Source organism: Streptococcus sp. HMSC074F05, from assembly GCF_001808725.1.
GTDB lineage: Bacteria > Bacillota > Bacilli > Lactobacillales > Streptococcaceae > Streptococcus > Streptococcus parasanguinis_I.
The window spans coordinates 142,633-165,265 of the sequence record NZ_KV794409.1; the positions used below are offsets into that span (position 1 = coordinate 142,633).

24 protein-coding genes are annotated in these 22,633 nt (G+C 42.2%); 1 reads left to right on the forward strand and 23 read right to left on the reverse strand.

All coding sequences use genetic code 11. The annotated features are described in order from the left end of the window. Position 1 precedes the first annotated feature (1 nt). The 5 genes from essB to HMPREF2685_RS02980 form a co-directional block, all read right to left on the reverse strand. A complete protein-coding gene (gene essB / locus HMPREF2685_RS02960; RefSeq protein WP_070465178.1) occupies positions 2-1,291 on the reverse strand; it encodes a type VII secretion protein EssB in 1,290 nt (429 codons plus the stop codon). Position 1,292: 1 nt separating this feature from the next. Beyond that, positions 1,293-1,535, reverse strand: coding sequence for an EsaB/YukD family protein (locus tag HMPREF2685_RS02965; protein ID WP_013904565.1), 243 nt, complete (start codon positions 1,533-1,535; stop codon positions 1,293-1,295). After that, positions 1,536-1,991 carry a type VII secretion protein EssA gene (gene essA, locus HMPREF2685_RS02970; RefSeq protein WP_070465180.1) on the reverse strand — a complete coding sequence of 152 codons (456 nt, stop codon included), beginning with the start codon at positions 1,989-1,991 and terminating at the stop codon, positions 1,536-1,538. Continuing rightward, on the reverse strand, positions 1,988-5,011 hold the full coding sequence (esaA, locus tag HMPREF2685_RS02975; RefSeq protein WP_070465181.1) for a type VII secretion protein EsaA: 3,024 nt from the start codon (positions 5,009-5,011) through the stop codon (positions 1,988-1,990). The genes essA and esaA overlap by 4 nt, the downstream gene beginning before the upstream one ends. Positions 5,012-5,142: 131 nt before the next feature. Continuing rightward, positions 5,143-5,430 carry a WXG100 family type VII secretion target gene (locus HMPREF2685_RS02980; RefSeq protein ID WP_049474440.1) on the reverse strand — a complete coding sequence of 96 codons (288 nt, stop codon included), beginning with the start codon at positions 5,428-5,430 and terminating at the stop codon, positions 5,143-5,145. Between the two features lie 477 nt (positions 5,431-5,907). Here HMPREF2685_RS02980 and HMPREF2685_RS02985 point away from each other — a divergent pair, with 477 nt between their 5' ends. Continuing rightward, positions 5,908-6,459, forward strand: coding sequence for a hypothetical protein (locus tag HMPREF2685_RS02985; RefSeq protein ID WP_023919523.1), 552 nt, complete (start codon positions 5,908-5,910; stop codon positions 6,457-6,459). Between the two features lie 54 nt (positions 6,460-6,513). Here the strand turns inward: HMPREF2685_RS02985 and HMPREF2685_RS02990 are convergent, their stop codons facing one another. The 18 genes from HMPREF2685_RS02990 to HMPREF2685_RS03075 all read right to left on the reverse strand — a co-directional run bounded on the left by HMPREF2685_RS02990 (position 6,514) and on the right by HMPREF2685_RS03075 (position 22,621). Beyond that, the gene (locus tag HMPREF2685_RS02990) at positions 6,514-8,364 is read right to left on the reverse strand and encodes a proline--tRNA ligase (RefSeq protein ID WP_023919525.1); all 1,851 of its coding nucleotides are present in this window, start codon (positions 8,362-8,364) and stop codon (positions 6,514-6,516) included. A 15-nt stretch (positions 8,365-8,379) separates the two neighbouring features. Beyond that, positions 8,380-9,639: an RIP metalloprotease RseP gene (gene rseP, locus HMPREF2685_RS02995; protein ID WP_049523159.1), complete on the reverse strand. Its 1,260-nt coding sequence runs from the start codon at positions 9,637-9,639 to the stop codon at positions 8,380-8,382. A gap of 36 nt (positions 9,640-9,675) precedes the next feature. Beyond that, a complete protein-coding gene (locus HMPREF2685_RS03000) occupies positions 9,676-10,479 on the reverse strand; it encodes a phosphatidate cytidylyltransferase (protein ID WP_023919527.1) in 804 nt (267 codons plus the stop codon). Between the two features lie 9 nt (positions 10,480-10,488). Further along, positions 10,489-11,238, reverse strand: a complete 750-nt coding sequence (locus HMPREF2685_RS03005) for an isoprenyl transferase (protein ID WP_070465184.1) — start codon at positions 11,236-11,238, stop codon at positions 10,489-10,491. A 154-nt stretch (positions 11,239-11,392) separates the two neighbouring features. Then, positions 11,393-11,719, reverse strand: coding sequence for a preprotein translocase subunit YajC (gene yajC, locus HMPREF2685_RS03010; RefSeq protein ID WP_003004444.1), 327 nt, complete (start codon positions 11,717-11,719; stop codon positions 11,393-11,395). Between the two features lie 156 nt (positions 11,720-11,875). Then, positions 11,876-12,121: a hypothetical protein gene (locus tag HMPREF2685_RS03015; RefSeq protein WP_003009969.1), complete on the reverse strand. Its 246-nt coding sequence runs from the start codon at positions 12,119-12,121 to the stop codon at positions 11,876-11,878. A gap of 225 nt (positions 12,122-12,346) precedes the next feature. Beyond that, positions 12,347-14,476 carry an AAA family ATPase gene (locus HMPREF2685_RS03020; RefSeq protein WP_070465186.1) on the reverse strand — a complete coding sequence of 710 codons (2,130 nt, stop codon included), beginning with the start codon at positions 14,474-14,476 and terminating at the stop codon, positions 12,347-12,349. Positions 14,477-14,831: 355 nt separating this feature from the next. Further along, the gene (locus HMPREF2685_RS03025) at positions 14,832-15,131 is read right to left on the reverse strand and encodes a hypothetical protein (RefSeq protein WP_070465187.1); all 300 of its coding nucleotides are present in this window, start codon (positions 15,129-15,131) and stop codon (positions 14,832-14,834) included. 18 nt (positions 15,132-15,149) lie between these two features. Beyond that, entirely contained in the window at positions 15,150-15,530 is a 381-nt protein-coding gene (locus HMPREF2685_RS03030) for a type III secretion protein (protein WP_070465190.1), read from the reverse strand. Next, on the reverse strand, positions 15,509-17,104 hold the full coding sequence (locus HMPREF2685_RS03035; RefSeq protein ID WP_070465191.1) for a lipase family protein: 1,596 nt from the start codon (positions 17,102-17,104) through the stop codon (positions 15,509-15,511). Before HMPREF2685_RS03035 ends, HMPREF2685_RS03030 begins: the two co-directional genes overlap by 22 nt. Then, positions 17,094-17,489, reverse strand: a complete 396-nt coding sequence (locus tag HMPREF2685_RS03040) for a DUF1310 family protein (RefSeq protein WP_070465194.1) — start codon at positions 17,487-17,489, stop codon at positions 17,094-17,096. Before HMPREF2685_RS03040 ends, HMPREF2685_RS03035 begins: the two co-directional genes overlap by 11 nt. A gap of 186 nt (positions 17,490-17,675) precedes the next feature. Beyond that, positions 17,676-18,074 (reverse strand): DUF1310 family protein, encoded by a 399-nt coding sequence (locus HMPREF2685_RS03045; protein WP_045759050.1) that lies wholly within the window; start codon positions 18,072-18,074, stop codon positions 17,676-17,678. Positions 18,075-18,181: 107 nt separating this feature from the next. Next, entirely contained in the window at positions 18,182-18,946 is a 765-nt protein-coding gene (locus tag HMPREF2685_RS03050; protein WP_003016067.1) for an amino acid ABC transporter ATP-binding protein, read from the reverse strand. A gap of 19 nt (positions 18,947-18,965) precedes the next feature. Then, positions 18,966-19,652 (reverse strand): amino acid ABC transporter permease, encoded by a 687-nt coding sequence (locus HMPREF2685_RS03055; protein WP_023919541.1) that lies wholly within the window; start codon positions 19,650-19,652, stop codon positions 18,966-18,968. A gap of 3 nt (positions 19,653-19,655) precedes the next feature. Next, entirely contained in the window at positions 19,656-20,348 is a 693-nt protein-coding gene (locus HMPREF2685_RS03060; RefSeq protein ID WP_003004525.1) for an amino acid ABC transporter permease, read from the reverse strand. A 66-nt stretch (positions 20,349-20,414) separates the two neighbouring features. Further along, entirely contained in the window at positions 20,415-21,293 is an 879-nt protein-coding gene (locus HMPREF2685_RS03065) for a transporter substrate-binding domain-containing protein (protein WP_070465195.1), read from the reverse strand. 26 nt (positions 21,294-21,319) lie between these two features. Next, complete coding sequence (locus HMPREF2685_RS03070; RefSeq protein ID WP_070465197.1) at positions 21,320-22,321, reverse strand: uroporphyrinogen decarboxylase family protein; 1,002 nt, start codon at positions 22,319-22,321, stop codon at positions 21,320-21,322. A 99-nt stretch (positions 22,322-22,420) separates the two neighbouring features. Next, on the reverse strand, positions 22,421-22,621 hold the full coding sequence (locus HMPREF2685_RS03075; protein ID WP_003004502.1) for a hypothetical protein: 201 nt from the start codon (positions 22,619-22,621) through the stop codon (positions 22,421-22,423). Between the last annotated feature and the right edge of the window lie 12 nt (positions 22,622-22,633).

The window sequence follows — 22,633 nt, forward strand, 5'->3', positions numbered from 1 at the left end:
ACTACTCCTTGTGTTCGCTAGACTCAGTCGAGCTTGCAGTTGTAGAAGACGAGCTTTCTGTTGAGGAACTTTCTGTAGACGAAGCCGTTGTTGAGCTGCTAGTGGAAGCTTTGGTTTCATCTGTCTCTGCTTCCAAGAGTTTAGAGCGGGCATCCCAGTATTTCTTGTATTCGCCCTCTAGCTCAGAGAGTTTTTTCTCGCGCTGTTCACCAGAGAGTTTTTCGCTATCACGTGTCGCCTTGATTTCCTTCCGAAGGGCATAGATAATCAAGTCTGAATCGTCGATTCGTTTGGCTGTATCCAGCGCTTGGGTAAAGTCATGACGGCCGATATAGATCCAGTAGTGGAGATAGAGACTGTCTGATTTGAGCGTGACGTTGTTGAGGATGACCTTCTTTTGGTCCTCTGAGAAATTCAAGCCTTGCAAGTAAGACGTCGCCAACTCATATTTCTGTGTCGTTGGAAGACTGCTTGGAGCTACTCCCTCTAGCTCATCGATCACACCAGTATAGTCTACCTTGAGATAGGCTGTATCCGCTTGAAGCAACTTTTCTTTAAAGGGTGCTTGGAAAAAGACCAAATAGATCAAAGGCAAGAGTAAGAGGGCCACTACAGCGGAAAGCCATACGGTTGCCAACTTAAAGATTCGGTGTTGACGGCTTGAGACCAAGGTCAAGGTCTTTTCTTCCTCTTCCTTGCGTTCTTGGTAGGCTTTCTCTAAGAGAGCTTTCATCTCTTCTAAGCTAGCAGCATCACGGATTTCCACCAAGAAATCTGGCAGATCTTCTAATTCGAGCGTGCCTTGATAGAGCTCCATGAAATCCCAGTCCCCAAAAAGAGTGACCGCATAACACTTGGCCTGGCGCAAGAATTCAACCTGATCCCACTTGCGTGGCACCATCATTCCCGGAACCCCGCGGTAAGCGATCTTGACTTGCGCATCCTTGGTCACAAACAAATTGATGGGATGCAACATAAAGGTCACCGGAAGCTCCAAGGCTGGCGCCAAATCTAAGACATTAATAGCTAGACGTAGACGGTCTGAAACCGGTAATTCTTGGATTTCTTCTGCACTCAAGCCCAGAGCATCTGTCTGATAGGTCAGATGAATCTGGTCTTGATCCGCTGTCATGCTCTGCTCTAAAAACAAGGGATGATGGAGATCCAAAATCCATAAATTGCGTAAATCCTGGCTATCCACTTCTGAACGCTTGAGGTCCAGCTGCCAGCTCGTGTCTTCTTTTTCAAAACGGAAGACTTGTTCTTCCAGTGTAAATTGTTCTTCTTTCACCTTACCACTCCTCAATCTCGATCAGATCACCACTCGTGATCGGATACTCTTGTACCACCTTGCCTTCATCCAGCAAGATGCCCTTATTTACCACGCGCAACTGATACTTGCTTCTAGGTTCCATGGCAGACCCAAAGATCTGATCCAATTCCCGAATCAAGCGTCGCACCTCCATCCGTGTTGGGATTCGGAGATCATGGCTTGCACCATTCATACGGAAGGTGACATTGATATGTTGCTCCATTTAGGCCTCTTTTCTATAGATTCGATAGGAAATATAGCCAGCAATCCCAAAGAGAAGGGCACTCCAAGCCAGCATTTGCAAGGCTGGAATAAAATCCGACAAGCTGGCCGAATTGTCCTCCACATTGGACTCGAATTTAGATAATTTTTGATTTTCAGGCTGGAACAGGTCCGCTTCAGGCCCTGTTTTTTTCTTTCCCTTTATAGCAGAAAACAACTGGCCGTCTGAATCGGTCAATTGTTTCTCTTGCTTGCGTTTTTCATCTGCTAATTTTTTCTGATCCTTCTCATTGAAAAGAGACTCAGTCGCATCCAATTGGCCCCCGAGTGTCTTTTCCTGCTCTGTCTCAAGACGTGAGTTGTTGACCTGCAGACGATTATCGATAAAATCATCTGCAGAAACAACAACTACTGGCAAGAGACTAAAGACAAAGAGAAGATACATCATTTTTTTCATAAGCTTGATTCAATTTCCTTTGTTTGAGTAAACTTCTTTGGAATGAAGATATTGGCAACCGCCAAAAGACCGAAGAAGACCAACAATCCGAAGAAGACGCCGATACCGGCTGTTTGTCCATCAAAGTAACCCGCAAACTGTCCTTCTAAAATAGAAAGGAGGTTGACATTTTTCACCAGTGCTGGAAGGCCTGACAAGGTCGCGGTCGTTCCGATCGCGCTTGATAGGTAGACATAGCTGATCAACATGAAGAAGGCCAGTCCCATTCCAATCACACGGAAGTGTTTCAAGAGGAGGTATTGCAGTTGTACCAAGACAAAACTTGCTAGAACCGCTAAGAATACCCATGAAGGTACATATTCACGACCAACAGAGAGTTGAATACTTGAAATCATTCCGATCACCAGTCCAAGGATGAGAGAAAGTCCCACAAGGACACCGACAGACAAGAGATCTGATTCTTGCAAGCGATTTAATTTGAAGCGATCTTTCACCTTACGGATGATTGGCTGAGTCGCAAAGAGATAAGCTGTAAAGAGGCTCAAGATTTCTAGCATAAAGATCCAGATAAATGGACGGTAGACGTTGATGGTCGCTTTCACAGAAGAAGATTTCTCTGCAACTGGATTTGACAAGAAGTCGAGCAAGACTTCATTTGGCACACCATTTTCGTAAGCATTGTTGAAGACTTTGCGGAAGGCTTCAACGAAGTTTCCATTTTCAGACAATTCCTTATCGAATTCACCCATCAAGCTCTCTGCATTGCTAGACAATTTCTCTGTATTGCCTTGGGCTCTTTCCAATTCTTTGTTCAATTGGCTAAAGATTTCATTGGTAGAGTTGGCAGCGTCCACATTGCTACGAGATGAACTCTTAACACCTTCTGTCGAAGTCAACAAGGAGGTGTATTCAGAACCAAGAGCTGACAAGTCTGCATCGGTCTTGGTTTGAGCCTGTGTCACTGTTTCTTGCGCTTTTGAGATCTCTTCTAGGCGTTTTTGAAGGTCTGCATACTGCTTCAATTGATCGTTGATATTTTGGGTTAGATCCTTGTTGGTGTTTTCGATGGCTTGAAGATTAGCCTGCAATTGTGGTCCCAAGTCTTGCAACTGTTTAAGGGTACCATCTAACTGGGCTTTCACACTCTTCGTTGCATCCCCAGATTCATCCGTTTCAATACTCTTACGGTAGTCATTGATATTGCTTGTAACCGCGGATTTCACGACATTGACCAAGGCTTCCGTCAAATCCATATCTTCGATTGGATCATAGAGCGATTGACGATCTCCCTTGTCATCTTTTGGATAGTAAGCATCGATCAATGCTCCTGCGCGTTGATAATCCAAGGCGATTTCACTAGCTTTCGACGCATAGTTAGCAACAGCTGTTTTCAAGTCTTCTGCAGATACGGTCACACTGGTTGAAGAAACCCCATTCACAAGAACTTCAACATCAATCGCGCTTGGCATAGCTCCTCCATCTTCAGCGAGGTGAATTTGGATTTGTTTGCCATCTTTCAGTTCGACTTCCTGCTCGCCACTACCTGCATAAGTATGTCCATCATAGGTCCAAGTATCAACCTTGACTCCTGCTGGTACTTGGATGCTAACCTTCTGTTTTCCAGATTTAGCATTGAGGACATCGGCAACTGCAGTTGATTTGGCATCTACTTCTGCAGCCAAAGTTTTTAATTCATCAGCATTTCCATTTGCTTTCGCCATCGTCCCAGCAAAAGTACTATCAAAATTAATTGCTGAATTGAGGTTGCCATATTTATTCAGATTAAGACTAGCTGGATCTAAAGACGGAAGTTTTTCAATTGCTTGACGAATGTCATCATCCGCTTTATTACGAGCATTGCTGAGAGTTTCGATTTTTGTCTTCCCAATCAAGGTACGAAGGGTGACTTTGTCTCCTTCTTTTAGACCATAGTAGTCAAGGATCTTCGCTTTTACAGTAGACTCGATGTTCTTTTCGTGCTCATCTAATTTGTCACGTTCTGCCTTGATCCCTTTTTCGAGGTCTGCCACACGATCATTCACATCTTTGGTCAAGCCTGCATAGGTCTTGGTACCTGAAGCATCTCCTTCTGTTTCAGCTGGTTGACTCAATTGCTTGGTAATCGCTTCTTGGTTTTGTTGTAAATTCTTATACAACTCTTGCGTCTTTTCACTGACAACAGACTGATTCATAGACATCAGCTGGTTCATGAACTCTTCATGGCTGATCTTGTCCTCAGAGCGTTGCTTAATCAATGTGTCGAAGTTTTGACCGTACTGATCCTGAGATTGGGTCAACTGATCAAAAGCCTGGGTATAAGACTCAAGAACTGTCTTCAAGGCATTATTCGACTCGACAGATGATGTCGACAAGCTATAGAGACTCGGGAAGATATTTTTGGAATCTAAAGCCGAATCCAGCAAGTTGCTTCGGTAAGAACCAATGTTGGTCGATTGGATCTTGTTACTTGTCTCCACGTTTTTCTGAGCTGTATAAAGGTTGCTTAGAATACTGACCATATACATATCAACCAACTGGCTATTCAAGTCTGAAACGATATCTTTAGCGACTTTATTGGCCTCGTTCTCAACCTGAGAATTCCCAGCCGCATTGACCTTATACGTCACAGTTGTCTTCTCTGCATTGACTGCGTTCACTTCCAAGACCTTCTCTGAGAAGTCACTTGGAATGACGATCATCAACTGGTACTTGCCATCTGCAAGCCCTGACTCAGCGGCTCCACGAGGGAGGACAGACCAGTTTTGCGAATTATCCCGTTCGATATTCTTTACATAGCTAGCCCCAAGGTTGTATTCTTTATCATTCAGTTTAACCGCCTTGTCTTCATTGACCACCGCAATATTGAGCTTGGTGTTTTCTGTCGTTTGTACGGTCTTGGCTTCGTTTTGCTTTTGGTCCTTTTGAACCGTCGTATAAAGACCCACTACAGATCCCATCAAAAGGAGCACAACTGCGCTCTGACCAATGTATTTTAACCATTTTTTATTTTTAACTTCCATACCTTTTCCTTTTTCTAATTCATAGATACAAAATAGGGGTTAGGAATTAAGAATCTAACCCCTATTTTCTATATATCAAAAGACAAAAGGGTGATCTACCTACAAGAAGTAAGATCACCTCCAAGACTATCTTAGTGGATTTGTGCAGCGATATCTTGGTCAGTTTGTTCAACGATATCAGCAACTTTGATCAATTGACCGTTGATGTCTTCCAACAATTGAGCGAATTGTTTGATTTTTGGAGACAATTCGTTGAATTGTGCTTCAAAGCTATCAAATGCAGATCCATCCCAGTTTGCGTCGATGACTTGTTGTTCATGAGTCAAAGTAGTAAGGATTTGATCGATGTCTTGAGAACCTTGTGCATAGCGTTGTGCTGATTGACGTAGGTCTTCTGGAGTTAATTTAATTTGAGCCATGTGTTTCTCCTTTTGGGCTGATACCCTTATATTTTTTTCATAAACAATACATTTTAGTACGAATTAGTAAAATGCCAGATAACTGTATATTTTACCTTTTGCTCCCTTTTTGTATTATTTACTTAAAAGTATCTTAATGAAATATTGCCAGAATGTCAAGTTTAGAGGGGTAACTGATAAAATATTGTAACTTTGTTACAGATGTGTAACATTTTGTCATAAAATCGTAATATATTTCCTGAATTCCTTGCCCTAATAGTCTCCAACTAGTATTATTTCTGGAAAGAAAAGAAGACACTCTGTCCTTTTATATTAACTCAACACATAGATAAAAGTTGTTGATTTTAGGTGTTTTTAAAAGCAAATTTCGATGACTTTTGTATATTTTTTCATTTTTAAAACTTTTATGGTATAATGAAACCTGTTCAAAACTTGTTTCATACAAGATCGAACACCATTAACCTATAAGGAGTATATATGAAAAAATTTCTACTTGTCTCTGTCTGTCTACTAGCTCTTACCGCTTGTAGCCAAGGCCAACAAGGCAAAGGGACTACTAACGCTTCTTCCAAGCAAGAGGCCACTCAAACCAAAAAGGAGCAAGTCCAAAACAAGACCTTTGTTAGTGACCTCGGCGATCACCACCAAAACAAAATTCAAATCGGCTACAAAAAAGATGAAATTGTCTCTTTTACTTTTCTTAGTTTTGAACCCATTTCCTCAGATTTGCAAGACATGGATCTTTCCGAGTTAAAGGAAATCTACCAAGAAGAATTAGAACATAGCGATATCTATAAAAGCTTAAATGGCAAGCCTGGTCTTAGCTTCCGCATTCAAATTTCGAAAGATAAACAATCCTATGCCAAGGTCTTACAAGCTGACTTCTCAAAAATCAAGAAAGATGAGTTTGCTTCCATCTACGGGGATCAAGGGGAGGAAGAAAGAGCCGAGTTCAAGAAATACCTCAATGGCAAACCTCAAGATCTCTTTACCTATTTCAAAGATCAAGGCCTCAAAGAAGAAAAATAAAAAGAGCTTCCTGAGTTTCATCACCACACTGGTGAGAGCTCAGAAAGCTTTTTCTTATTTGTTCAAGATTGAAAGAGTTTCAAGGAGATTGTCCGCATGAACTTCAATGGTATCTCCTGTCGCTTTGATTTTCACTTCAACGATGCCTTCAGCTGCTTTCTTACCAACTGTTACGCGGATTGGAAGTCCAATCAAATCACTATCGCTGAATTTGACACCAGCGCGTTCATTTCGGTCATCCACCAAGACTTCGTAGCCTTTATTCACCAAAGCTTCTTCGATCCGATCGGTCAAAGCAAGGCTTGCTTCATCCTTGACATTGACTGGAATCAAATGCACATCAAATGGCGCCAATTCTTTAGGGAAGTTAATCCCCCAAGCGTAACGGTATTCCCCTTTTGGAGTCTTATTGACAAAGAGGCGTGCATGTTGCTCCATAACAGCTGAAAGAAGACGGCTGACACCGATTCCGTAGCAGCCCATGATGATCGGAACTGCACGACCGTTTTCGTCCAAGACATCTGCTCCCATGCTAGCGGAGTAGCGTGTACCGAGTTTGAAAATGTGACCGATTTCGATCCCACGTGCAAAGTTCAAGAACCCTTTCCCATCTGGTGAGATTTCGCCTTCACGAACTTCACGGATATCGACGTATTCTGCAGTAAAGTCACGTCCTGGGTTGACACCAGTCAAGTGGTAGCCTGTTTCATTGGCACCGACTACTGCATTACGGCTGTCTTGGACCTTGCGGTCTGCGATAATCTTAACATTTTCAGGAAGATCAACTGGACCGAGAGAGCCAAAATCAGCTCCTAATAATTCTTTCACTTCCACTTCGGTTGCAGGTTCAAAGAAGTCTGCGCCGAGGTGGTTTTTCAACTTCACTTCATTGAGCTGATCATTACCTACGAGAAGGGCAACAACAGGCTCACCATCTGCGATGTAAACCAAAGTCTTGATAGTAGCTTCTTCTGGAACATTCAAGAATGCAGCTACTTCATCAATCGATTTGACACCTGGTGTTTCCACGCGTTTCACTTCTTCTTCCGCTACAACACGGTTACTTGGCTTGTATTCGTTAGTAGCCATTTCCAAGTTGGCAGCATAGGTGGATTCACTTGAATAGGCAATGGTATCTTCACCAGAGACCATCCATTTGAGCAATTCTGCTTTGATTTCTTCTTGGACTTCTGCTGGAATTTCATCAAAGGAAGCTACTGATTTGTCTAAAACAACCCAACGATCCAAGTCTGTACGAGCAGGTGTAACAGCCATAAACTCTTGGCTATCTTTTCCGCCCATGGCACCACCATCACCGATGATGGCTTTGTAGTCGATGCCACTGCGGGTGAAGATCCGCTCATAAGCTGCCTTGTATTCATCATAAGTGACATCCAAGCTATCGTAGTTGGCATGGAAGCTATAACCGTCTTTCATGATGAACTCACGGGTCCGCAGAAGACCGTTCCGTGGGCGTTTTTCATCGCGGTATTTTGGTTGAATTTGGTAGAGATTCAACGGCAATTGTTTGTAAGATTTTACTGAGTCGCGCACAATAGCGGTAAAGGTTTCTTCGTGAGTCGGACCTAAGATAAAGTCAGAGCCTTCACGGTTTTTCAACTTATAGAGGTCTTCCCCGTAAGTTTCGTAACGACCAGATTCACGCCAGAGATCCGCACTCAAAAGGGCTGGAGCAAGCATTTCAACTGCTCCAATTTTTTCGAATTCTTGGCGCATGATGCCTTTTGCTTTTTCAATCACTCGATTTGCTAACGGCAGATAAGAATAGACACCAGCTGATACTTGGCGAACATAACCTGCACGCAACATCAAAGCATGGCTAATGACTTGGGCATCGCTTGGCATTTCGCGAAGCGTTGGAATCAACATTTTACTTTGTTTCATGGACAATATCCTTTTCTATTTCAAAAATAATTTCATAATATCATTCCAGGTGACAGCAATCATCAAAATAACCATTACAGCTACACCTGCAAGCGTCATATAGGTTTCTACTTCCTGTTTCAGTGGCTTTCTCCGGACGACCTCGATCAAATTGATCAAGATTTTTCCTCCATCCAAAGCTGGAATCGGGATTAGATTGAAGATCCCAATATTAATAGAGAGCATGGCCATAAGAGATAAGACTGCCGGAATCCCTAATTGAGCAGCTTGTGAGCTGGCATTGTAGATGGCAACCGGACCACCCAGTTTATTGAGACTAAAGTGGAAAATGATATCTTTCAAAGCTCCCAGAATCCGTGTCGCTGTATTCCAGGTATCTGTAAAACCAGACAAGAGTTTATCCACAAATCCTGTCTTGAGGCCATTTGTCACACCCAGATAGTAACGATTCCCTGACTTGGTTGGCTTCACTTTGACTTCTTTTTCTTGGCCGTCTGTTTTGACTTTCAGGGTCAATTCAGGAGCCGTCTTGCTGTCCTTAGTTGCTTTCTCAACAGCATCTGTCAGCTCATCCCAGTTGCTAACGGTATCGTTGTTGACTTGAAGGATCTGAACAGTACTTTTGACACCGACCTTAGCCAGCGCCCCATCGGGTGCCACCTGAACATTGTTGCTGTAGTAGTCAATCGCACCACCACGCATAAAAGCTAGAAGTGAGTAAACGACAATACTGAGGATAAAGTTGTTCATAGGACCCGCAAAGTTGGTGATCAACCGTCCCCAAATGCTGGCATTCTGATACTGAACATCTCTCGGCGCAATCCGCACTTCCGTCCCATCTTCCTCAACGATGGTCGCATCATGATCAACACTATAAGTCTTGGTCTCATCGAGAACCAAACCCGTAATTTCCAGTTTGTCTTCAAAGTCAAACTGGGTAACATTCATGGGAAGGGCTGTCTGATCCAGATTCTTTCCTGAAAGATTGATCCGGACGACCTTGCCAGCCTCATTTAGCGTCAAGCTAACAGGCGTTCCGGTTTTAATCTCAGTTGTATCCTCACCCCAGCCAGCCATACGAACATAGCCACCTAAAGGTAGAATGCGAATCGTATAGGCTGTTCCATCTTGACCAATATGGGCAAAGATCTTGGGACCCATCCCAATCGAGAATTCTCGCACCAGGATGCCCGATTTTTTTGCAAAATAGAAATGACCAAACTCGTGAACGAGAACGATCACTCCAAAAATAACAATAAAGGCAATAAACTGCATCGTTCTATACGTGGTTTCCTTTCTATCTCTTCTGTCTTAGAACAAGCCCAAGAAATGCATCAAGGGAAAGACAAAGATCAAACTATCAAAGCGGTCTAGAACACCACCATGTCCTGGAATAAATTTCCCAGAATCTTTCACACCGAAGTGGCGTTTAATCGCACTCTCTACCAGATCTCCAAACTGACCTGCGATACTAAAGAGGATGGTAAAGAAGATCATAGCAAGAAAACCATGTCCACCCGCCACAGAACGATCCACGATCATATAGATCACAGTTACCGCAACTGCAGACAAGATTCCCCCAAGACTGCCTTCAATCGTTTTATTAGGAGAAACCGCAGGCATGAGCTTGCGTTTCCCAAACCGACTTCCTACTAGATAAGCACCTGAATCTGTAGCCCAAACAATAAAGAGGGCCAATAAGACCTTGTCAATACCAGCAATTCGCGCATCTACTAAGGAATGGAAACCAAGTCCAACATAAAAGCTAGACGCAATGGGATAGACCACATCTTCATAATTGTAATTCTGAGCAAGAACAGTTGTTCCCATGAGAATCAAGACAACCAAACCATAAGCAATCATATTGCCATCTGCTGGAAGGTAAGGGAGGTAGTCCTCGATCGGCAAAGTCAGGACAAAGGCCGCTAACATGGCTAGCGCTCCTTCAAAGGTCGCTGTCTCAAGCCCCTTCATTTTGAGCAATTCATGAACCCCTAGCATGGCGATCAAGCCAATCACAATCTGAAAGAATACCCCTCCAACCATTACTGTTGGAATGAAAAAGAGCAGGGCAATTCCTCCAAAAATCACACGTTTTTGTAAATCTTTCGTCATCATCTTCTCCTAAACACCGCCAAATCTCCGGTGGCGATGGCTATATTCTACTACAGCACTTCGTAGTGCTTCCTCTCCAAAATCTGGCCACATCACATCTGTGAAATACAACTCACTATAAGCAGCCTGCCAAGGAAGGAAATTACTCAAACGGATCTCTCCGCTGGTACGAATAATCAAATCCGGGTCCCTTAGGACACGTGGCAAACTCTCGGTATAGAGAGAATCTGCGATCATCTCTTCTGTGATATCTTCTGGGCTGAACTTCGCATCCAAGACTTCTTGGGCGATCTGCTTCACAGCCTGAGTGATCTCAGCACGTCCACCATAATTGAGTGCGAAATTCAGGATCAAACCTGTATTGAGATGGGTCATCGCTTCTGCTCTTTCCAAAGCCTCCAGCGTTTCTTTTGGCAATTTCTTGGTATCACCGATCATTTGAATCTTGACATTGTTGCGATGCAATTCGGGGACGAAACGATCATAAAACTCGACCGGCAAGTGCATGATGAACTTGACCTCATCTTCAGGGCGTGTCCAGTTTTCCGTAGAAAAGGCATAGACAGTCAAGACCTGAACCCCCATATTTTTTGCTGCAATCGTCACTTCTTGGAGAGCTTCCATCCCCGCCTTATGACCGAAGACGCGCGGTTGCATCCGCTTTTTCGCCCAGCGACCATTGCCATCCATAATGATCCCAATGTGTTTCGGGACTTCTAAAGGTATATCGATTTTTTCTTTTTTCTTAAAACGAAACATGTTTTTCTACCTATTTCAATATTTATCGCTTCATTATACCATAAATCCCCATAAAATAGGGACTCTGGCCTCTTTTTTGAACCAGCAGGACTTTCCTTCATCACATCGTCCTATTTGCCCACCAAAAAAGAGGCCCTTGCCTCTTCTTTGATGATTATTCTTCGATGGCTGAATCAGCATCTGAGCTAGCACCTTCTGTCGCAGTAGCTGAGATTCCTTCTGATACAGGAAGAACTGTTTTGATCGCTCCCAATTCAAAGGTCAGGTAGACACCATCAACATCCAAGACAACGGTCTTGCGGTCTGTGTCGACTTCATCGATGGTTCCGTACAAGCCACCAATCGTGATGACTTCATTTCCTTTTTGAAGTTTATTCAAACTTTCCATCCGTTTTTGGTACTGTTTCTTTTGGCTACGGCTCATGAAGTACATCAAACCGACCATAAGAACGAGCATAATTAGCAAACTTCCGCCTTGCATATGTTTCTCCTTTAATTTTCATATATGCTATACTATATCAAATTTCGCCCGTCTTTTCAAGTTTCCCCATCCTCTTCAAGCAAAATCAGACCTCAGTCTCAGAGAGGAGGCAAGTTTTGATGAAAAAGAAAAAAACCACGAAAAGTGGGCTACTGACTAGTCAATCGTAATGCCATACTTTTCATGATTCTCATCATACCAATCAATCAAGGCCAAAGCCGTTTGATAGGTAATATTTTTGATTTTACTCGTTCCCTTCGTCAAAGTCGCCAAGCTCATTTTGCTGATGTTTGTTTCAGTTGCGACACGATAGCTCGTCAAGCGACCGTCAACCATCAGTTGAACAACGGCTTCCACTTTTCTGTATTCGGGAGTTGAGTAGATATCAATTGTATTGCTCATCTTACTTCCATTCCTCAAATTTTATTCTTGTATAGATTATATACTTATTTTCTTTATTTATTAATAATTTTGCTCAAATTGGATTAATTTCACTAATTATTGATGTTTTTTCACCCCAAATAGGGTCTTTTTCGCCTTATACGGCGAATAATTTCCCCCAGGTGGGAAGAAAAAATAAAGACCGCTATATTATAGCAGTCTCTATTTTTCACAAACTAATTCGCCTTAATCTGCTTGTTTATCAGTGTTTTCTTCCTTCTTTGTGTCTTTTTCTCTGATCACAAGCACACCATCTTCCATGTCTGCTTCGAGATGTTTGGCATCCAAGTTATCCAAGTGGAAGTCTGTGACTTTGTCACGGATTTGTTGTTCAACTACCCGACGGAGTGGACGAACACCCATCACTTCATCATAACCTTCTTCAGTCATGTATTCTTTAGCTGCATCGCTCACTGCCAAGTCGATTTCTTTCTTAGAAAGGGTCTTATTGACATCTACCAACATCAAATCAACAATCTTAGAAAGGTCTTCCTTGCTCAAGTGTGAGAATTCAATGACAGCGTTGAAACGGTTCAAGAATTCTGGACGGAAGTAAGGTTTCAAACGATCCATGAGTTCTGGTTTATCCGCATCTTCTGTCAAGTTAGCTTCGTAACCAAATCCAGCGTTTGAAGTAGCGATAATTACAGTGTTCTTGAAGTTGACCGTATTCCCTTGACCATCTGTCAAACGACCATCGTCCAAAACTTGGAGGAGAAGGGTGATCACTTGAGGATCCGCCTTTTCAATTTCGTCAAGAAGGACGATTGAGTATGGGTTACGGCGAACACGTTCTGTCAAAGTATTGCTGTTGTCATCATAACCAACATAACCAGCTGTTGTACCAATCAATTTAGAAACAGCTGTACGGTCGCTGTATTCTGACATGTCCAAACGGATGATGGCATCTTTGGTTCCGAACATATCAAGAGCCAATTGTTTAGCCAACTCAGTCTTACCGACACCAGTCGGACCTACAAAGAGGAAGCTCCCAATTGGGCGGTTTCCTTCATCAAATCCTGCACGGTTCCGACGGATAGCACGTGCCACTGCTTCAACAGCCTTGTCTTGACCGATAACCTTGGTTTGCAAACGGTGACCCATATCTTTCAAACGTTCGATATCAGTTGCACCCATTTGTGACACTGGAATACCAGTCATCCGTTCTACTGATTCAGCCACATCGTTGATTGTTGCAGTTACCTTATGGTCTTCTGTATGGTTTTCAATTTTCTTTTCAAGTTCTTCGATACGAACTTTTGCTTTCAAAGCTGCTTCGTAATCTTCTTTAGCCGCAGCTTCTTCTTGTTTGGTTTTTTCTTCTTCAATTTCATGTTCCACAGCATGAACATCTGTTACTGGATGTTGGGCTGCCAAGTGAGCAGCTGTTACATCGAGCAAGTCAATGGCCTTATCAGGCAAGCTACGTTGTGGAATGTATTGGATCGAATAATCAACCGCTGCTTTCAAAACTTCATCTGGCAAGATGACATTGTGGTGTTTTTCATAAAGATCACGGATCCCTTGAAGAATCTTGAACGTATCTTCAGCTGATGGAGCATTAACCTTCACTTCATTGAAACGACGAGCAAGAGCCGCATTCTTCAAGATGGTGTTACGGTATTCATCTTGAGTAGTTGCACCAATGACTGTCAATTCCCCACGTGAAAGAGCCGGTTTGATGATATCCGCAAGACCTTTAGATCCTTGACCATCACCTGTGCTACCTGCACCAAGGATTTGATGGATTTCATCAAAGAAGAGAATGACATTTCCCATCGCCTTGACTTCTTGGATCAGATTTTGAATATTTTCTTCAAAGCTACCACGGTATTGAGTCCCTGCTTCAAGACCAGAAATATCAATGGAGATGACTTCTTTGTTCTTGATGGCAGCTGGAACGTCCCCGTTCACAATAGCTTGTGCCAAACCTTCTACAACTGCTGTTTTACCAACACCGGCATCCCCTACAAGGACAGGGTTGTTCTTAGTACGACGAGACAAGATTTCAGCCGTTTCTTGAATTTCTTTATTGCGTCCGATAACCGGATCCAATTTTCCTTCACGTGCTTCTTCGGTCAAGTTGCGACCAAGTTTTGCAAGGATCCCATCTTGTTTCATTCCTTTACCTTGATGGTGTTGCGCTTGCTCACTTCCTTCATTTGGAAGTTGACCAGTTTGACGGTAGATAGCGAATTCTTCTGGTGTCACTTCACGACCATTAATCATGTAGCGACGGCTTTCAGAACGAAAACCACCCATGTTGCCCATTAGTTGATTGAAAAGATCATCCATATTGTTAAAGTTGTTGTTCATAGTTGTTACCTCGTTTTACATAATTTTAATTCATTCTTGAAAATTAGCAGACCAATTGGCTGCTGTTTGGTTTTTTACATAATTTTAATTCATTGATTTAATAATAGCCCTACAGGCTAACAGTTTCTATTTTCCCTTTTATCAATTAGTTGTCTTAATTCTGGAAATAGCATATTACCATCTCCTTTCCACTATTGATCTTGTAAACTCTTGAGATTTTCCAACCTCTTTTTGTTTACATAAATTATTATAACGCAGACTGATTTCTTTGTCAACACTTTTTTACATAATTTTTTAAAATTCATAAAAAAATCTGGATGTCATTCCAGATTCCACATTTTATAGAAGTTCTTGGCTAGATAGATTTAAATTCCCCAGCGTTTTCTTGAATAGCCGTCTGTACATTTTTAGCAAATTGCCCCACCATGGATTGGTCCAGTTGCTTTCCGACTACTTGGACGTCTTCTTCAGCTACTGTTGCAATCGCAGTCAATTCATCATTGAAGCGTTTCTCGACTCCTGCCTTACAGGTCAATAAAATGGGGGCATAGACAACCCGTATTAATTCTTTTTCAAGTTTCTTTCTGCTTTCGATGATCCTCATCTTATCTTTCATATCTAAATCAAAGAAATCTTTGACAGGACTATCACCCATACTTCCTCCTCTTCTATACTATGAAACTTTATCTTGTGCAATTTCCTCTTCCAACTGGCATCTCTCTTTACGGTAGGATTGCCATAAATTCTCTTCTTCAGTGTCGATCTGTTTTATGGCTACTTGCGCTGCATCTCTAGCTTCGAGATCATACTCTTCTATACAGCGATGGAGGGACTCCCATGCACAACTGACATCAACCTCCTGCTTTTGTAAAAAGGAAGCTGCCATCGCATACTCTTCTTCCAGCATCTGGGTGAAGAGCTGCTGTTTTCTTTCTACTAAGCAACGCTTTTCATCTAGCTCCAAGCGCGCTTTTTGAAATTCTCTTTCCAAGTGATCTAGTTGCTTTTCCCTTTTCGAAGGAGTAGATGACATTAATAAGCTAGTTGTTCCCATTGATTCATTTCTCCTGCAATTTCTTGATCTTTTGCTTTTAAGAGCTCAATTCCTGCATTCACTTGCTCGTTTAAAGCATGGAATTCATTCGATAAGGACTGATATGCAGCCAAACGATTGTCGAATCTTTCTCTTACTTCAGTGACAACTGTTTGCCTTGTCGCACCAGCCTGTGCATAGGCCTCTTCTACTTCCGCAAGATTGAGAATGAAGCCTTTCGGAACGGTCTGTAAGACTTTCTCCAAAGCTTCTAAATCCGCATCCAGTTGTGACTTAGATTTCTGAGCTTGCTCCAGCCCTTCATCCACTACTCGAATCAGCTCATCAGAAGCCAAGCGCGCCTGCAAAGCATCGAGATAGATTTGTTCACTTGAACTCAGTCCACCACCTGTTTTTTGTAATTTATCCTTTAGGCGATAGTAAACCTTCATCCGCTCTTCAATGATTTCCTTCCGAGTGATGGCTTCCGTTCCCTTTTCAAGAACCAAATTCCCATCCTTATCATAGATATAACCATGCATCATGTGTTGCAGGCCAATATTTTTCAAATTCTTCGTTTTGAGGTGCTTAACAATCCCACTGGCACCCTTGCTTCCAGAATCTGGATAGCCCAAACTAACCAAATCTTTATGGTCAATGTGGTTGTAGATCTTATACTTCAGCGCATCTATACGCGCTTTTTGCTCTGGTGTTAAGATGGAGTAGGCATTAGGACCATTGTATAGATGGACGGTCCCAATATGAGAAGCTTCCTCTTCCGTCAAACAGGCAAGAGCATACTGAATATTCATAGATCCCAGAGAGTGACCATATAGATCAATCTTGGCATTGGGGTATTTTCGGATCACCTCTTTCAAATGAGCTGCAGCATCTTTAAATTGCGGAGGTGGGAAAGTACCGTTTTCGTCATTGTATTTTTTTAAAAAAGCAGCTCCTATTAAAGTAGGAAATCTAACCTGTTCTTCGGCTGTCCTTTCTGCAAAAAATCCGACCATATCTGATGCTTTTTCCTGTACGAAATTGCTGAAAGGATTGTCCATCGCTTTTTGTATGAACCTGCCAACGGGAGTGGCCTCCGGTGGAAGATTAACTGATGTAGGAATAATTGCATCTTCAAGAGCTTCTACAGCATTGTTAAAACCATCTTTAGCCTTATTTCGCGCATAATTCTTCGCATATTCTGTTGCATACTCGCTCGCACCACCAGGGTTCAAAATATTGGAAGCTGCCGGCAAATCTGTCTTTACCCAATCCGTAAACGTATCATGGAGTAATTTTTGTGTACTTATTTCAGTTTCAGATCCCTTCATCAAAACTGTCACGTCATGGATCTGGGCGCGCGCATCATCTGAAGCAGTATAGGGGACTGCTTTTTGTTTTTCACCTTGACCATTGTTAGTAAGAACGAAGACCTGCTCCTCATTGTCATTTACATTATCATAGATGTGAGCGGTATGGCCTATATAATATTTTCCATTTTCAATAGTTTGCTTTTTCCCAATTTCTGATGGAACATATTCTAATAAAGCCACCTCCTTATGTAGATAATCTGAATCTATTGAATTATTGTCCATAATTTTTCCCTTCTAAAAGTTCGTCCAACTCTGTAGGTGTACTGGATGCCGCAACATGATATAATCCTGATTCCTTTTCTATTACTACCATATCAACAATCAACTTATCATCATTATTAATAACAATCTCAATATTAATCCCTTCCATTGGATTATATTTCAATTTATCTTTTAAAATCCTATAAGTCTTTATTTTCCCATTTGGAGTCAGTGCTTCCGGGTCCAGGTTTTTTAGATATTCTTCAATCGCTACTTTCATCTTCTTACTCTCTGCGATTTGAATCATTTCTTGTTTCTTGGCAGATTGTCCATTAAAAAAGCTACAGCCTCCTAAGCTCAGGCTAAATACTACCATTATCAACACAATAAATTTACTTTTTTTCATCTTCTTCCCATTCTTTCTTCAGGTTTCTTAGAATTTATTATACAAAATTCTATTCATACCTGAAATGTTACTTTTGTTAAAAAATGTTGCCAAATCGTTACAAGCACTAGCTATTAATGTAACATACCAGCTTTGATCCAGAAATATTTCTATTTTCCTATATTAGGGGTATTTATCTAAATGAGTTTATTTCCCAGTCTCTTCTGCTTTACTTAACAGATCACTTAATTTTGCTGAAATACCGTAACTACCTGCTTCGAACTGTCCTGAATCTTCCATTTGAACAGTCGTATCGATCGTTAACTTTTTATCGCCATTGATAACGAGAGTGACATTCATCCCTCCCATTGGATTGTATTCCAATTCACCTTTTATCAGGGTATAGGAGTGAATGATTCCTTCTGAAGTGAAAGCTTTCGGATCGATACTGATTAACAAGTGTTTTATCGCTCGCTCCATTTTCGTACTCTCTGCGATCTGAATCATTTCCCTTCTCTCAGCAGCTTTATCCGTAAAAAGACTGCAACCTCCTAGAAACAAAGTCAGTAAGAATAGTAGTACAAATCGTTGTTTTTTATCAGTCATATTTCCCTCTCACTTATATTATTCGTAATGATTTTTAAAAAATGACCCAATTTTTAAAAATTTTTTCCAGATCCTAAAAAACACACCCTTACTGGGTGTGTCTCCTGTTAAATCATGTATTCAACGCTATAAGTGGCGTCGGATAAAATCCGTGAGAGGAATTGTTTGGTTCGTTCTTCTTTTGGACTGTTGAAGAATTCATGCGGTTCGTTTTCTTCGATGATGTGTCCGCCATCCATAAAGATAACGTGGTTGGCCACATCACGCGCAAAGCCCATCTCATGCGTCACCACAACCATGGTCACTCCTTCTTGGGCCAGTTGCTTCATGACATCTAATACATCACCGACCAACTCTGGGTCTAGCGCTGAAGTCGGCTCGTCTAGCAAGATCACATCTGGTTTCACTGCGATGGCACGCGCGATTCCGATCCGTTGCTGCTGGCCACCTGACAATTGAGAAGGATAGTAATCCTTATAAGCGAGGAGACCAACTTTTTCAAGGGCTGATTCTGCCCGTTGGATGGCTTCTTCTTTTGGAATCTTACGGGCCACAACCAGGCCTTCTAAGATATTTTCAAGCGCTGTTTTGTTGGCAAAGAGATTGTAATGCTGGAAGACAAAGGCTGTCTTTTGCCGGATTTCTAGAATCTCTTTTTTGCTGAGTTTTGAGAGGTCATACTCTTTTCCACCTAGGGTGAGGTGACCTGTATCTGCCTTTTCCAAGTGATTGAGGCAGCGAAGGAAGGTTGTTTTTCCTGATCCAGATGGCCCCAAAATAACGACCACATCCCCTTGGTTGACCTTGAGATTAACATCTACCAAGACCTGGTGGTCCTTAAATTTTTTCGATACGTGTTCTACTTCTAACATCTTCTTATTTCTCCTTCTTCTATGCGAGTGTCAGGCGTTTTTCTAAGAGGTTGAATCCCCACTGAATCACCCCACAAATGACAATATAAAGAATAAAAATCACTAGATAGGATTCAAAATATTGATAGCCATAAGAGGCTTCGACCTTGGCAATGGCGGTGATATCCTTGATGGTCATGACAAAGACAAGGGAGGTTCCTTTGACCAAGTTGATAACCAGATTACACAGATTGGGCAGGGCCGCACGCAAGGCTTGTGGAAAAACAATGCGGATATAGGCTTGGCGATTTGTCAAACCAATGGCTTGCGCTGCTTCTAGCTGGCCCTTATCCACCGTCAGAATGGCTGACCGTAGAATTTCAGCCAGGCTCCCTGTTGTCATCAAGCTAAAGATGATAAAGGCATAGTAAATGGGATTGATCTCAAAGACATTAAAGTGACTGCCAATACTCTTAAAAAAGCTATTTAAGAGGCTGGGAAAGAGACTATAAAAGAAGAGAATCAAGAGAATCGGAGGTGTCGCGCGGATAAAAGCTAAGTAAATCACTGAGAAACTGCGAACCCCTTTGACCTTATAGATCTGACCGAGCGCCAAAAAGAGGGCTGGAAGGAAACTCAAGAGAATCGATACGACCATGATCAGAAGGGTCACTGGAACACCACCCAAGGTGGCTAGAAATGCTTTACTAATAAAATTGAAATCCATAAGCTACCTTTCTGTTACACTGAGTCGTTTCTCAAGGAGTTGAGCGGAGAAGGAGATCACAAGGGCAATTCCCCAGTAGATCACTGCGACAGCTGTATACGTTTCGAGGGAATAATTCCCAAGATTGCGGCTGATCAAGTTGTTGCCTGCTCCCATGATATCGATAAAGCCAATGGTATAAGCCAAAGCGGCATCGCGCATGAGGTTCAAGATGGCAGTCGTCATATTTGGAAGAGCTACGCGAAAGGCTTGGGGAAGGACAATCCGCCAAATGGTTTGAGCTGGCGTCAAGCCGATACTCAAGCCCGCTTCCATCTGACCTTTTGGAATGGCCAAATAGGCTGCCTTGAAGACCTCAGAGATCATAGCGGCAAAGAGAAGAAACATGGCAACAAGGACAAAGACAAACTTGGACCAGTGGTCAATGTCAATGCCCAACCACCAGTTCAAAAATTGGGGAAGTCCATAAAAGACCAAAAAGAGCAAGACAATCGGAGGGGTACAACGTAAAGTAAAGACATAACCTTTTGCCAGACCTGCTCCTACCTTATCTTCTGATACTTGTGCCCAGGTCAAAACCAAGCCAAATGCAGAACCGAGAACCGTCGTTAAAACCATCAAAGCTAGGGTCGCTGGTAGAGCTTGGACCAAGGTTGGAAGAAATGACCAGACCTTGGAAATGTCGTATGAGACCATGTTTCTTTTCCTTTCTGTATCCGTATAGAAATAAGGAAGCTGGGGCTATGCGCACCCAGTTCTATCTTATTTCTCTTTATCTACATAACTGAAGACATCTTCACCGAAATATTTTTTCGACAATTTAGCAAGTGTGCCATCTTTTTCTAATTCTTTGATGGCCTTGCTGTATTCTTCCGCAAATTTTTCGTTTTTCTTATCCTTGTGGATCAATGGGTAAGTTGGAATTCCTTTGTAGGCAAACCAGCTCAGTTTGTCCGCATATTGGTGGTAAGAACCATCTTTATCTGTGACAGCTTTTTCAAAGGAAAGTTTGATGTCAAAGAAGGCATCGTAACGTCCTTCAAGAACCCAAGCATAGGCATCTGCGACTTTGAAAGATTCCGCAGCTGTTAATTCGATTTGTTGGTCCTTATGCTTTTCATTGTATTCTTTAATAACATTCCACTGCGCATTTTGTGGTGAAATTGGAACCAATTTTCCTTTTTCTTTAGCGAAGTCATCGATGTTCTTGTATTTATCCGCATCTTCTTTCCGTACGGTAAATCCGATGATACTGGCTCCGATTGGTTCTTTTGGAATGATAAATTTCTTGGCGCGTTCTTCGGTATACCAAGCTCCTTTGGTTCCAATATCGTATTTACCAGATTCTAGACCAATCAAGAGGTCGTCGTCACTGGTTCCAGTATACTCAAACTTGTAGTCTGGTAGCTTTTCGTCAATAGCTTTGAGCACAGCTACTTCATAGCCATCTGATTCCCCTTTTTCATCAACGAAATCATACGGTACATAGTTTTGAGTGTGGGCTACTTTCAAGGTTGTTACCTTGTTCGTTCCTGTTGAGCCTTTGCTGTCGTTTGCATGGTTCAAGCTCCGTCCAAGAATGGTTGCACCTGCAATGGCAAGTACTGCTACCCCACCGATAATCCATGTTTTTTTACTCATACTCTGTTCTCCCTTTTCTATTTTCCTTATTCTGCTGCAGCTTCACGAACCCATTCGATTCGTTCTTCATCAATGTCACTTGGAATGGTACAATCGGCACCGATGACCAAGCCTGTGGTTCCTGTCTCTGCGATGATGCGTTTGGTTTCTGCTTGGATGGCAGCCTTGTCTCCTGTGTAGAGAAGACCAGTTTTGCCATTTTCAAAACCACCGAGAACCGTGCGTCCACCGAAGATTTCGCGTCCTTCTGCTAGGCTAATCCCTTCGGGTCCGACTGCCCAGTTAATGACTGGGGCTGGATAGTCTGTGAAGAGATGGATATCATTGCGAGCTCCTTCGTAGCCACAGATATGAAGAATATTTACGCCACCGGCTTCCTTAGCTGTCTCTAAGACATGGAGTTCACTAGGCGCGATGACTTGTTTGTAAACTTCCTGACTGACACGCGCATCTTGGATACTTTGAACACTGAGGTAGATCCCGTCTGCTCCTGCTTCATTGATGATTCGTTGGCTCAAACTTGCAATATCTTGGCCAATTGTATCCAATACTTTTTTAAGAGTGGCTGCATCTTGATCGATAAAGTTTGCGATCAAGTCATCTCCTCCTGAAACTTCTCCGACCAACCATTTGAAGTAGGTCACTGGAGCAAAGATATTGTAGATAGCCACAATGTCTTCTTCAAAACCAGCACGGATTTTTTTAACGAGCTCTACTTGCTCTGTGATCCATGGATGATCTGCTCCGAGTGGTTCAATCCCTGCTAAGTCAGAGATATTTTCAAGGCCTTTGTGAATGGCTGGATTTGGATAAGCAAAGTAACCATCACTCATGAGTTTGACAAAGTCTGGTTTGACCTTGTGAAGGAAGTTTTTATGGCCATTGAGGTTTTTTTCAATAATTTCCGGATTTGAAAATCCTTTCAACCATTCTTCTTCTGTTGTAAAATGATGCCAAAATCCAACTGGCACACGGTCGACTGCTTCTCCTTTGAAAGCTTTTAACACTAATTCTCTTTTTGATGACATGTTCTTACCTCGTTCTAATCTTTTCTTGTTTGTTATCTTATCACTTCGATAATTGTTTGACTAATATATATTTTTTATCAAGCTCTTCATCTTTTTTTATCACTGATCTTCAAGGAGTAGAATTCCTGCTAGGTCAGATGGGCGAAGGAGGGAGAGACTATGGGCAGGAATTTTCTCCAGTCTTGCCATATCTGGATCTTTTTTTGCTTTCCCCTGACTACTTGCTAGAGCAACTTTACTAAGCCCGAGAAGCAAAAACAAAACGGTTACCAGGATACACCATACATTGATCTTTTTCATCTCCCTCTCCTT